The sequence below is a fragment of the Helicobacter bilis ATCC 51630 genome, from assembly GCF_000686565.1.
GTDB classification, from domain to species: domain Bacteria; phylum Campylobacterota; class Campylobacteria; order Campylobacterales; family Helicobacteraceae; genus Helicobacter_A; species Helicobacter_A bilis.
This window is the reverse complement of the sequence record NZ_JMKW01000054.1, coordinates 1-13,406: the sequence shown is the minus strand read 5'-3', so window position 1 is coordinate 13,406 and position 13,406 is coordinate 1. Positions and strand designations below refer to the sequence as shown.

At 37.0% G+C, this 13,406-nt stretch carries 10 protein-coding genes; 4 read left to right on the top strand and 6 right to left on the bottom strand.

The features are described from left to right. Window positions 1–152: 152 nt before the first annotated feature. Window positions 153–314: a hypothetical protein gene (locus T368_RS15620; RefSeq protein ID WP_155116619.1), complete on the bottom strand. Its 162-nt coding sequence runs from the start codon at window positions 312–314 to the stop codon at window positions 153–155. Between the two features lie 198 nt (window positions 315–512). Here T368_RS15620 and gpmI point away from each other — a divergent pair, with 198 nt between their 5' ends. Continuing rightward, entirely contained in the window at window positions 513–2,042 is a 1,530-nt protein-coding gene (gene gpmI, locus T368_RS0109405) for a 2,3-bisphosphoglycerate-independent phosphoglycerate mutase (protein WP_004084543.1), read from the top strand. A 372-nt stretch (window positions 2,043–2,414) separates the two neighbouring features. On the opposite strand, the gene bioB is transcribed toward gpmI, so the two are convergent. The 3 genes from bioB to T368_RS0109385 all read right to left on the bottom strand — a co-directional run bounded on the left by bioB (window position 2,415) and on the right by T368_RS0109385 (window position 6,302). Then, the gene (gene bioB, locus T368_RS0109395) at window positions 2,415–3,359 is read right to left on the bottom strand and encodes a biotin synthase BioB (protein WP_004084545.1); all 945 of its coding nucleotides are present in this window, start codon (window positions 3,357–3,359) and stop codon (window positions 2,415–2,417) included. A gap of 300 nt (window positions 3,360–3,659) precedes the next feature. After that, window positions 3,660–5,978 (bottom strand): replication restart helicase PriA, encoded by a 2,319-nt coding sequence (gene priA / locus T368_RS13830; protein ID WP_004084547.1) that lies wholly within the window; start codon window positions 5,976–5,978, stop codon window positions 3,660–3,662. 12 nt (window positions 5,979–5,990) lie between these two features. Further along, window positions 5,991–6,302 carry a hypothetical protein gene (locus tag T368_RS0109385; RefSeq protein WP_004084549.1) on the bottom strand — a complete coding sequence of 104 codons (312 nt, stop codon included), beginning with the start codon at window positions 6,300–6,302 and terminating at the stop codon, window positions 5,991–5,993. 388 nt (window positions 6,303–6,690) lie between these two features. On the opposite strand from T368_RS0109385, the gene flgE reads away from it, so the two are divergent. Then, window positions 6,691–8,847, top strand: coding sequence for a flagellar hook protein FlgE (gene flgE, locus T368_RS0109380; protein ID WP_004084551.1), 2,157 nt, complete (start codon window positions 6,691–6,693; stop codon window positions 8,845–8,847). A 33-nt stretch (window positions 8,848–8,880) separates the two neighbouring features. Then, on the top strand, window positions 8,881–9,297 hold the full coding sequence (locus T368_RS0109375; RefSeq protein ID WP_004084552.1) for a hypothetical protein: 417 nt from the start codon (window positions 8,881–8,883) through the stop codon (window positions 9,295–9,297). Between the two features lie 183 nt (window positions 9,298–9,480). Here the strand turns inward: T368_RS0109375 and T368_RS0109370 are convergent, their stop codons facing one another. Continuing rightward, window positions 9,481–10,644 carry an agmatine deiminase family protein gene (locus T368_RS0109370; protein WP_004084556.1) on the bottom strand — a complete coding sequence of 388 codons (1,164 nt, stop codon included), beginning with the start codon at window positions 10,642–10,644 and terminating at the stop codon, window positions 9,481–9,483. 78 nt (window positions 10,645–10,722) lie between these two features. Between T368_RS0109370 and tsaD the strand changes: the two genes are divergently transcribed. Beyond that, window positions 10,723–12,339 (top strand): tRNA (adenosine(37)-N6)-threonylcarbamoyltransferase complex transferase subunit TsaD, encoded by a 1,617-nt coding sequence (tsaD, locus tag T368_RS0109365; RefSeq protein WP_004084558.1) that lies wholly within the window; start codon window positions 10,723–10,725, stop codon window positions 12,337–12,339. Here tsaD and T368_RS0109360 read toward each other — a convergent pair. After that, window positions 12,317–13,406, bottom strand: a 1,090-nt coding sequence (locus tag T368_RS0109360; protein ID WP_027338451.1) for a TonB-dependent receptor domain-containing protein, incomplete at its 5' end; no start/stop codon positions are given. The genes tsaD and T368_RS0109360 overlap by 23 nt on opposite strands.

The following is a 13,406-nucleotide window of genomic DNA, read 5'->3' as shown; positions in this document are numbered from 1 at the left end:
AAGATATAAGCATGTGGAATATCAGCAAGGTAAAAAATAAAACAAAAATGCTATATCGCTCTGGTATGCAGCAAATCCCTGTGTGGTATAAAGAAGAATTTCAAAAAGAGCAAGAAATAGATTCTATGAAAAGAGAGGAATATAGATAGTTTTTAGGAATCTATGCTAGATTTTTCGCTGCACTCAAAATGACAACCCAATGGTTTGGAATCTAAGGTTGTGTCATATTTGCAAGTGTGGGCAAGAGCTTTGGTCGTGCGAGTGCGTAAGCACGAAATATCTTTTATAGAATCTAAAATATTGCTATATTGCACCCACCCAAAGGCTTGGAATCTAAAAATGATATTTCACCTTTTTCGTAATGCTCAACATGACAGGATTTTTGAGTGTCGCTAAAGTGTTTTACGCAGATATAGAAAGTAAATAATCCAAATAGGGCTTATAGATATTATATTTTTTGTTATAATCTTACTTTATTGTTTGAGAATCTAGCTTCACAAAAAGGAAAAAGAATGAAAAAAGTAGTCCTTATCATTACAGATGGCATTGGGCATAGTGAAAAGACAGAGTATAACGCCTTTTTTCATGCGAAAAAGCCGCATTATGATTATTTATTTAAACATGTCCCGCATTCACTTATTAGCACTTATGGCTTGAGTGTGGGATTACCAGAAGGGCAGATAGGAAACTCTGAGGTAGGACACATGAGTTTGGGCAGTGGGCGTATCCTTTATCAAGATTTAGTAAAAATTAATAATGCCCTGCAAGATAGAAGTATAGAATCTAATAAGGCATTAAATAGCATACTAGATTCTATACAAACCTTGCATTTATGCGTATTAGCAAGTGATGGCGGGGTGCATTCACACCTTAATCATTTAAAGGGTTTAGCCCTACTTGCAAAAGAGCGACAAAAAAAGGTTTTATTGCATTTAATCACAGATGGCAGAGATGTAAAGCCTCAAAGCTTTCTTTCCTATTTAGAATCTTTGCAAGAGATTCTATGTGATAGCATACAGATAGCTAGTGTTTGCGGGAGATTCTATGCGATGGATAGGGATAAACGATGGGATAGGGTGCAATGTGCCTTTGAAGTCCTTGCCTATGGGGATAATCCGCAGACTTGCAGTATAGAATCTTATATACAAAAGCAGTATGATGAGGGCGTATTTGATGAGTTTATAAAGCCTGCTAGCTTTAATGGCTATAAGGGTTTTAAGGCGTATAATAGTGATAATACGCAGCATTTTATCAATGAGACTAATCTAGATTCTAACACAGAGGGCTTTATCTTTGTAAATTATCGCAGTGATAGGGCTAGAGAGATTATTGCGAGTTTGGGGCTAAGGGATTTTAGTGAATTTCCTAGAAAGTTTTTCCCTAATCTGTTTATAGGCTGTATGTGTGAGTATGATGAGAATTTCCCTTTTCCTATACTTTTCCCAAAAGATAAGGTGAAAAATACTATTGCTGAGATTCTAAGTAAAAGGGGGCTAAAACAAGCCCATGTCGCAGAGACAGAGAAATACGCACATGTAACATTCTTTTTCAATGGTGGCAGGGAAGAAGAATGGGCGGGTGAAACAAGGCTTTTAGTAGCATCACCAAAGGTGAAAACCTATGATTTACAGCCAGAGATGAGTGCTAGAGAAGTTGGCGATGGAGTATGTGATTTTATCAATAAAGGCTATGATTTTATTGTTGTGAATTTTGCTAATGGCGATATGGTGGGACATACAGGCAATTTTGAAGCAGCGATAAAAGCTGTTGAAGCAGTCGATAAAGAGATAGCAAAGATATGGAATCTTGCTAAGCAAAAAGGATATAGCATAGTAATGACAAGCGATCATGGCAATTGTGAAGAAATGAAAGATGCCAATCTAAAACCACTAACAAATCACACGCTAGGCGATGTCTTTTGCTTTGTGGATTCTAATGGTATAGATTCTATACAAAATGGCGCGTTAAGCAATATCGCCCCAAGTATCTTAAAGCTTATGGAGATACCTATCCCAAGCGAGATGGATATGCCGTTGTTTTAGGCGTTTGTTGTGTGAGATTTTGTATGTTATAATACAAAAAGACTATATGCAAAGATTTAGCAATGAGACACAATAAATTTGCAAGCGATGAATGCATTAAAAATTATAAGAAATTAATGCAAAAAGCAAAAGATACCAAAGATATAAAGCATTAAAAACCTATGAGAAAGAGCGTATCGCAATTCTTAGAAATACTGGTAAGATAAACGGCATTTCATTTTTGCAAGTTTGGGCAAAATGCTTACGGGGATATGTAGCCACTAAAGTAAGAATCTTTACGATAACCTAAGATGAGAATTGTTAATGTATTGGACTGCACTGGAAATAGGTTTGCTTTACTTCTCACTTAAACATAAGTTGCTTTGCTAAATTCTACGCCTTTGCCTCAACAAAAACTTCTTTGGAAAGATTAAGCCTTGCAAATAGCATATCATCTCTAGTTGGTGTGGCGTTCTCTGTAGTCAGCAATCTATCGCCATAAAAGACTGAATTAGCCCCTGCAAAAAAGCATAAAGCCTGCAAGGAATCATCCATTTGCGCTCTACCTGCTGATAAACGAATATAGGATTTTGGCATAAGAATGCGAGCTAGGGCGATAATCCTTACAAAGTCAAAGCAATCAAGCGTTTCGCCATTTTCTAGCGGTGTCCCCGGAATCCTTACAAGCTGATTAATCGGTATAGATTCTGGTGGCGTGGGGAGATTTGCAAGTAAAACTAGCATATTAATTCTATCTTCATTGCTTTCACCTAAACCTAAAATCCCGCCGACACAGATTTTAAGCCCTGCATCACGCACATTTTTGATGGTATTTAGTCTATCCTCAAAAGTCCGCGTAGTGATAACATTGCTATAATATTCCTTTGAAGTATCAATGTTGTGATTATAGAAATCTAGTCCAGAATCTTTTAGCTTTTGCGCTTGATTCTCATTCAATAAACCCAAAGTTACGCATGTCTCCATACCTAAATCTTTTACCTCGCCTATCACCTCACAAAGCACCTCAAGGTCTTTATCGCTAGGGCTTCTGCCAGATGCCCCCATGCAAAAACGAGAGCTTCCTTTTTCTTTTGCAGCCTTTGCATATTTTAGAATCTGTTCTTTATCTAGCATACTCTCTTTTTTCGTGCCTGTGTTGTAATGGGCTGATTGCGCACAATATGAGCAGTTTTCGGTGCAAGCACCCGTTTTTACGCTTAAAAGTGTGCTTGTTTGCAGTGAGTTTGGATTGAAATTTTCTCTATGCAGAGTGTGTGCTTTATAGAGTAATTCCATAAATGGCAATTCAAAAATTTTATGTGCTTCTTCGTAAGTCATTGTTGATCTCCATGTTTATATAATATAAAAGTGTTTATTATCTTTTATTTAAGTTAATAATGCAATTTTTATCAACACTACATGTAAATATTTATATGCCTTGATAGTTTGAGTCAGGGGCTTTCACTTAACTACGACAAATGATAATTTGAATATGATTGAATTGTGTGAAGGTTTGTGCAACATGAGATGATGATTATAAAACCATGTTTTCATGCTAACCATTTTATTTTTGCCATCAATATGGTTCAAATATAATAGTAAAATAAACACCAAACCCCACAAACTTCGTATTCTACATCAAAAACTAAGCGGGTCTATATCAATATCAATACAATTTTTTATATCCCTTGTCGCATATTTTAGTGCATGTTGCAGGGCTTTTTGTAAAGTGAGATTACTATATGCGCGAAGCAGGATTTGATAATAATATTTCTTTTTTATCTTAAAGATACTTGCCTCACTTACACCTACAATCTCAAAAGCATAGTCATTTTCACACTGAATCTTATGTAAGACTCCAGCAAATTCTTTTGCAAGATTATGTGCTTTTTTCTCACTGCTATGTCCAAAGCGAAGCAGGGCAAGGCGGCAAAAAGGCGGATACAAGGGATTTCTCTCATGCAATATATAATGTAAAACTCTCGTATAATCGCCCCATAGATTATTTATAATCTCAAAATCTTTTGTTTGCACCAAAATATTTCCATGCTTTTTTCTCCCACTTCTCCCTGCGACTTGATATAGAAGTGAAAAACTTGTCTCATGCGCCCTATAATCTGGAATCTGCAGCATATAATCCATGCCAATAATCACACTCAAAGTAACATTGGGATAATCATGCCCTTTTGCTATCATCTGCGTGCCGATTAAAATATCGATTTTTTGCTCTCCAAAGTCATGTAGTAAGGCTGTGAGTTTTTTTTGTGTGCTAACATTATCTCTATCAAAGATGGCAATATTTGGCGTGAGATTATGAGATAAAAGGGCGGTTTCTAACTCTTTTTTAAACTCTTCTGTCCCCATACGCACACCACTTAGCATATCACTACCGCAGGTGTTACAAGCCCTCGGGATTTGACTTGTAAAGTTGCAATAATGACATACAAGCGCATTCTTTTTACTATGCAAACTAAGCGTAATGCTGCAATTTGGACATAGAATCTTTTGCTTGCAAGTCCTGCATAACAAAATCTTAAAATTCGCCCTTGTTGGCAAAAAGATAATGACTTGCTCTCCCCTTTCAAGTGTGCTAGTGATAGCATGAAGTATATGCAAACTTATGCCAATTTGCTCACTTTCATCATAATGCAGTGTTTGTGTGCTGTTATGAAATTTATTTTGCAAATGCAATAAATAGTTATGCTTTTTAGCTAAATAATAGCTTTTAGGGCTTGGCGTGGCACTGCCTAATATCACTTGAATGCCCTTTGTGCTTAGGAAAATGGCTAGATCTCTTGCATGATATTTTGGATTACTCTGTGATTTATATGAGTCATCATGCTCTTCATCTACAATGATTAAGCCTAGATTCTCAAATGGTAAAAATAAAGCACTTCTTGCCCCTGCAATGATTTTTAGCTTCCCATTTTGCAGGGATTGTAGTATCTTTTGCTTCTGTGTAGCTGTGCGTTTGCTATGCCATGTGTCCGCTAGGTTTGGGAAAGCGGTATTTAATCGCTCTTGCATTTGCGGTGTGAGTGAGATTTCTGGCATGAGTAGTAAGGCTTGTTTGCCCTCTTTGAGAGTTTTAGCAATAGCATGGAAATAAATCTCAGTTTTACCGCTACCTGTTGTGCCAAAGATAAGGCTTAGGGACCTTTTGCTGCATTCTGTAAGGATTTCTTGCTGATTGTTTGATAGGGTTTTTAGATTGCATAGGATTTCTGTTTGTGGGAGATTAGATTCTGCATTCTCTGTCAAATCTGGGTGAGATACGGGGCTTAGGGCGTAATTTTTAGAATCTAGATTCTTATCCAAATGGGTGGGTGCAGGGTGTAAGGGTGCAAAATTATTAGAATCTAGATTCTGTAAAAATTCGCCCTTGTCTATGCAATTTGAACGATTGTTTGAATTAGAGGGGTAGTCAGTATCGTTTAGATAACTCCTACCCTCTAATTCAATCAAAGCCTCCAAAGCCATAGAACAATTACTAGAATTTGTGGTTTTGTTTGCGTGGTTTGTTGGTGTAGAATCTAGATTCTTGTCATATTTAGATTCCATATCAAATGTTTGCTTACATTTAATATGATGATTAGATTCTAAATCCTCGTTTTTTTGTAGCTTAAAATTTGGCAGCCCACTTGAGTGAATGTTAGATTCTATTCTCATATCCTTTGGCGTGAAAACTTGTGCGGTAATACCTATGCTTTGTATATAGTAAGCACTCATAAAGGGCAATAAAATGTGTTGTGTTTGTGTATAACTAAAATGTGATTTTTTAGCTTCAAGTATCTCAAACTCAAAGTTTTGATTTGATATTATCTGCACGATTATGCCAAGCTCCATTTTATTGCGTACGCTTACCTGCATGATATCATATAGCACAACTTCATCGTGCGTATAATAAGTAAGTGGTGCAAGATTCCTATTAATAATTGCAACGACAATAAAGCACATAATACAATGAAACTAAGATTCTAAAGCTTGCACGATACGCATAAGCTCTTGTTCTGCGGCACTTTGATCTCTAAGAGTTGTTACAAAAAGTGTTAATAGTTCTTCTAGCGTGTATTGCTTTTGTGCAAATATGCTTACAATCTTTTGACGACAGATAGAATCTAGCTTTTCTAAACTTAGGCAAAACTTACGACTTTCAACTTGTATTGTAAGATGTGTTGGGATTGGAGTTTTATTTTGTATATCATTTTGCGTGTTATTGCTGTTTATGGAATCTTTAGTATCAGTGTTTAATGCGTTGCTAGTTTGTGGTATAGATTGCATGTTAGAATCTCTGTTTATAAAATCTGTGCTTTGTGCTAAACCAAAATCTATGAAATTGCGTATTTATGGGACTTCATGATATAGAATGTGGCATTTTTTCAACATCGTTTCGCATTATAATTCATTTAAACTTAAAATAAACTTAATTATATATTTTGCTCTTGCCGTATTTGTCTGTTATAACACATCGTGTAAGTTTTTAAGGTTTCTTACTTGTATAAGTGTGGCATTTTAACATTGCTAACAACCCTTAGATTTGTTTATTCTTGTATTTTTATTTTTCATCTCCAAGAATTCTCATATTATATGTAAATATTTACACCTAACAGACCATTTGGAACTCTATTTGCTTCACATATCAAAATTTCAATTATGGTAAAGGATTTCTATGCTACGCTCATTATGGTCAGGTGTGAGTGGGCTTCAAGCTCACCAAGTTGCATTAGATGTAGAGAGTAATAACATTGCCAATGTGAATACAGTTGGTTTTAAATATTCTCGTGCATCTTTTGTAGATATGCTTTCTCAAGTAAAACAAATTGCTACTTCGCCCTATAAAAATGGACTTGGAGGGCAAAACGACTTTTCAGTTGGTATGGGTGTTGGTATCAATGCGACAACAAAGGTTTTTTCGCAAGGTAACACACAAAATACAGATGTAAAGACTGATTTAGCTATTGAGGGAGATGGCTTTTTTATTATCAGTAGAGATAGGGGTGAGACAAAAAACTATACCAGAGATGGTGAGTTTTTGTTTGATGCAAAAGGGAATCTCGTAACAAATGGTGGTTATGTGGTGCAAGGTTGGAATAGACCGCCAATCGATCAGGGTTCTGGCTCTACAATGACTGATAATGAATTTTTCAAGGTAGATAATACAGGACCACTTGAAAGCATTCAAATTGACCCCGGTATGGTTATGCCTGCACGCCCTACAAGCAAGGTAACGCTTAGAGCAAACCTTAGTGCAGGAAGACATGTAGATGATGTGGTAAATGTCTCTGCTCTAGATTCTACAACTTATACTGCAGCTGATGGCATTAGTCCAAAGTATGATTCTAAAGGGAATCTTACTCAAATGGCAGAAGATTTTGGTGCGTTATTTAATGCTGATGGTGACTCTTTTGCGTTAAATGAAAATCAAGGCTTTTGGATGAGTTATAAGACTTCACGACTTGTGAATAATGTAGTTACTACAAAAGAGCCAAGCGTATTGTATCTTAACGGACAAAAAGTAAGCTTTACAAATGATTCTGGATTATCTGGCACAAGCACACTTGCAGCAGCAGTATCAGCCATTAATGCAGTGCGTGATAAAACAGGTATTGAAGCGTATGTAGATAATGGACAATTGCGACTTGAAAACCGCAATGAAATGGATGGCGATGAGAATACAAAAAATATTATCGTTACAAAAAGTGGGACAGGTGCATTTGCAAACTTTGTAGAAGGTGATAAAGACATCACAGCATTCCGCTATCGCTACACAAAGTCAAATGACCCAGATTCTACAACAGGGCAGTTTAAAACAACAGAAGATTTACGCGCATTAATGCAATATGATGCAAATATGATAAAAAGCCCGGGTAAAGAATATAAAGATAGCACAGCAAGCGTAAGCGTTACGCTTAATCGCTTTGGTATGTTTGAGATTTCAAACAAAGATAACGATGATGGTGTAACAGATAACTTGCAGATTATGGCAAGTGCATATAGCTCAGGGCAAGTATCAAGCAATATATTATTGCGTGATGCAATGCGTGCGTTAAACACCGCTTCACTTATTGAGGGTGGCTCAAGTGTAGCAAGTGGTAAATTCACACATGCAAGACATGCTACAAGTGTTGATTTATTTGACACTTTAGGCACAAAGCATACGATACGATTTGAGTTTATAAAAAGTGGTGGTAAGGAATGGACATTTAGAGCTATCGTGCCAGAACCAGCACAATTTATAGGTGGTAGTGCGGATAATCCAAATATGTTTGAGGGTGGTAGAGTGTCATTTAACAATGATGGTAGCTTAGCAGGTATGAATCCGCCTATGTTGCAGTTTGACCCAAAAAATGGTGCAGAATCTCCACAGAGAATTGAGCTAAACTTTGGTAAAAATCAAACTTTTGATGGCTTAACAAGTGTAGATAAGCGTTCAGAAACTTATAACATAGCACAAAATGGCTATAACGCTGGGGACTTGATGGATGTGCGATTTGATGCAAATGGTGCTTTGCTTGGTGCATTTAGCAATGGTAAAACTCTAGCATTAGCACAAGTAGGTTTAGCAAACTTTGCAAATAGTGCAGGTTTGCAAGCAGAAGGAAACAATATATTTTCTGAAACAGGCAATAGCGGTGAGCCAATCATAGGTGCAGCAAACACAGGACGAAGAGGCGGCGTGAGTGGGTCTAAGCTTGAGATGAGTAATGTGGATTTAAGTAGAGCTTTAACACAACTAATTGTCGTGCAAAGAGGCTTCCAAGCAAACTCAAAAGCCATTACGACATCAGATCAGATTCTAAACACACTTTTAAGCTTAAAGCAATAAGGAATATTTTAAGCGGTTGAAAGGAGGTAACACATGGATATTGTTTTAGCAATGCTTGCTGATAACGCGGCAAAAAAGATTGGTGAACAGAAATGGGATAAATTCCCTTATAGCATGGAGCGACACGCAAAGGAAAATGAGAGTGTGCAAAACTATGCTTTGTATCACTACATTATGAAAAATGCGATGCGTTATCCACAAGAATGGGTCATAAATGGCTATGGTGCAAAAGCGTTAGCAAAGGTATGTCTAAGCGGCAAGGAAGTAGAACTTAGCAGTATTGAAATTTTACAAAAAACAGGCGACTTGAGTGATGAGATAGTGCAACAAGAGGTTACAAAGACTTTCAGTCGAGCGAGTGAAGACTTCCCAGCACTAATAGATTCTGATAATATCTCTAGAGATGTATGTCTTGTGTTTCCACTTGAGTGGAAGTCTGTTGGAGCTTAAGCTTTTATTTAAGACTTTTATTGACTTTTAACTTATAACTTGTTTTATAAGTTTGGGTGTTATCATTTAACGCGATTACTCTCGCACGAATTTACGATGACTTTCTTTGCTTAGAAACTATACATTCACAAATTCTACGCATCAAAATCCAGTATCGCCCAAGCGAATAGGATCTAACCCCAACTAATGTATCTGCATGCTAACACAATGCAAACTTCCATGCTGTTGTATCAATGCTTCGCAGTTTATGCTTATGACATTATAGTCTGGTAGGGCTTTCTTTAGTATTTGTAGTGCGGTAAGGTCTGTTGGTTTATTATAGGTTGGCATAAGCAAAACTTTTTGATTTAAGAATAAGAAATTGACATAGCTTGCGGGCAGGTTGTTAGTAGGTAAATTATCATTAGATAGATTATTTACAAGCGAATTATTATTTATAGAATCTTCATCACACTTTGCTACATAATCACAAAATGGAAGTGGCACAAGGTTTAGATTATGTGTCTTTGCAAGAGATTCTAGCTCATGTTCCATAGCATTTAACGCACTGAAATGCGGGTTATTTAAATCATCGCATTTAATGTAGGCAATCGTGTTTTCATTGATGAATCTAGCAAGGGTATCAATATGGCTATCTGTATCATCGCCGAGTAAAAAGCCATTATTAAGCCATAGAATCTTTTCTACTTGCAATGTGCTTTTAAGATTTTCTTCAATCTCTTCTTTATTTAAATGCGGATTGCGATTTGCTTCAAGTAAGCATTGCGTATTTGTAAGCAACAGCCCATTGCCATTATAGTCAATACTTCCGCCCTCAAGTATCATGCCATAGGTTTCCATATTCTCAAAAAGCCCCATTTCATGCAGTTTAGTGTTTAGCTTATTATCAAGATTTGCAGGGTATTTTAGCCCCCAGCCATTGAATCCAAAGTTTGCATAGATATGCTCTTCTTCTGTTTCTTTGTTGATGATTTTATCTAGGATTCCAAGTTTATTGGTTTTGGTTTTACTACCTAGCATAGCATTTGTGATTTGTGCTAAAACTTGTGAGTGTTGCTTTTTCACAGAAATGGCAATGCTATCTCTAGCCCACAAGTCATTGCTCTCTAGCTCGATAATCTTGCATGGATATGCCTTTGTCTCAAGTGTGGATAGAAAATCTTGCAATCTAGTTTTTGCACCATTATCCTTTGGATGCACGATGAGAAATAAAGGCTCAACCTTTAGAATCTCTGTAATCAAGCTCTCATAACATTCTTGCACTTCCTCTAGATTCGCATTAAAATCACAAAATACATGCGGATAAATAAGCACGATCCCTTTTTGCTCTTCCCATTCTGCAAACATGTTCTACCTCCTAAGACTTACAACTACTTACTTCTTTGATACAATTATACATTAAAACATAACACTTAAAGAGAAAATATGCGGATTTTAAGTATTGAATCGAGTTGCGATGATAGTGCATTAGCATACACAGATGGTGATAGCACAAAGCTTTTATGGCATGAAAAGATTTCACAGGAAGTCTCGCATAGCCATTATGGCGGTGTTGTGCCAGAGCTTGCCTCAAGGCTTTTTGCAAGGGATTTAGTCCAGCTATTAGAAAATTTTAAGCAAAATTTTTCACTAAAAGATATAACCCATATCGCAGTAACAAATGAGCCGGGCTTATCTACCTCGCTTTTAGAGGGGGTAATAATGGCAAAGGCTTTAGCCCTATCTCTAAATATCCCTCTACTTGGCATAAATCATTTAAAAGGGCATATATACTCACTTTTTATAGAAGCTGAAGCGATTTTGCCACTTTGCGTTTTGCTTGTATCAGGTGGGCATACAATGCTACTTGAATGTTATAGCTACAATGATATGCGAGTAATTGCAAATACGCTTGATGATAGCTTTGGTGAATGCTATGACAAAGCGGCTAAAATGCTAGGGCTTGGCTATCCGGGCGGCTTAATCATAGATTCTATGGCACAAATGGCATTAAAAGAAAATATTGCCCCCATAGCCTTACCCATACCGCTTGTAAATCAAAATATACAGAGTTTTAGTTTCTCGGGGTTAAAAAATGCGTTTCGCTTGCAGCTTGAAAAAATGGAGTTAAAAACCCTTATACAAGATTCTAAAACACAAGATATAAAAAATAGCACACAAGCAAAGGCATTAGCCTTAGGACTACAAGAGAGTGCGACAACGCACCTTATCCAAAAATGCAGGTCCTATATGAAGCAAAATAGCCATATCAAGCATTTTGCTATCGTTGGTGGGGCTAGCGCAAACTCTATGCTAAGAGAGAAGGCACAAGCCGTGTCTTCACAATTTGATAAAAAGCTATTAATGAGTGAGTTAAAATATTGTAGTGATAATGCCGCAATGATAGGCAGAGCTGCTATCGCTAAAATACAATATGAAAGTGTAATGGATATGGAATCTAAAAGTAGCATAAATGAAGCGATATGGAATCTAGATTCTCCCCCAAATGGGCGGGTGCAGGGTTTAGGGTGCAATTCTTGGAATCTAGATTCTAAAGATTATAACTTAGACCACGCAACGCATTTAGATTTAAAACAGACTTTAGATTCTAACAAGATAGCTTGTCGTATTGAGCGTAGCGAAATATCTAAAAGTATAGATTCTAAAAAAGATATTTCGTGCTTACGCACTCGCACGAGCAAAGCTCTTGCCCACACTTGCAAATATGACAAGATTGCGGATTCTAGCGATTGTCATGTTGAGCAAAGCGAAACATCTAGTATGGAATCTAAAAAAGATTTTTCGCCTTTTTCAAAGGCTCACACAATCTGCAAGGATTTTTGCAAGTCTGGGTTTGTGGCTTCGCCACTTCACGCCCACACTTGCAAATATGACAAGATTACAGAATCTATTCAAAATAAAGATTCCATACATAACACAAACAAAACAATACAAAATCTAGATTCTAAAATCTACAATCCCCTATCCCTACAAGTATCCCCCCGCAATACAGAAATAGATACAGACCCAAACAGAGAATCTAAAAATCCATATTCACACTAAACCAATATCTTCTGCCTTCAGCAATGTAGTTATACATATTGCCAACTAGTGCATTGCCGGTATAATTGCTGCCATTGCTACCGCTAGTCTCCCAACCATATTGTCTATAATCTGCGAAGTTTTTGTCTAAAAGGTTATAGATAGCAAAATTTACTTTAAATTTTTCATTGATTCTATAAGTAGCCCCCAAATGTAAAAGCATAAAAGGTTTATAATATGCCCCTAGCACTTGCTGTTGTGCTGCATCTGTGCCAGGTCTCAAACCTCTAAAGCGATTGCCTTGCACTTCACTACGCAAATATACATGTAAATCTTCCCATGTATAGCCAAGCTTTGCGTTGAATCTATGGTCTAGCGTGTCTGTGAGTGGTGCGCCCTTTAGATTACCTGTTAGTTGCTCACTGCTTGTAAAAGTATAGCTTATATCAAAATTTACTCCATAAAGTGGTTTTATCCCCGCATAGAGTTCTACACCTTGTATATAGGATCTATCAACATTTATCGCGCGAGAGCAACCTCTGCTGAAACTCGTGCTACCGCATTTAGCCTGATCTGCACTGGTAGCTAAAGTCTCCGAGCTGATCTTATCCCAAAATAGACTATAAAAATAGGTGATTCCAGATTCAAAATAGTCATTATCTGTAAGAGCGGTCATCTCAAAGCTTAGACTTGTTTCAGGTTTTAGGTTTGGATTCCCTAAAAATGCAAGTTGCCCTTGTGCGCCAAAGCCATATTGTCCATCTATAAGCTGATTAAGATATGGTGCTTTATACCCCATGCTTACGCCACCTTTAAGCGTTAGCCAATCAGGGATAGCTTCATAAACCAAATATGCCTTTGGCGAAGTGTTAAAACCAAAGCGTGAGTTATAATCTTCCCTTAGCCCTAAAGTAAAGCGAAATCCATCAAAGGCTTCCCATTCATTTTCTGCGAAAAGGGCGAAAGTGTGTTGTGAAAACTGACTAGGCTTTGCTACCATATCCTGCATCCATGAAAACCAGTATTGCGCCCCAATGCTTAGATAGTTTTCATAAGGCAGGTCAATAAAGCCTTTTGATTCTAGAATC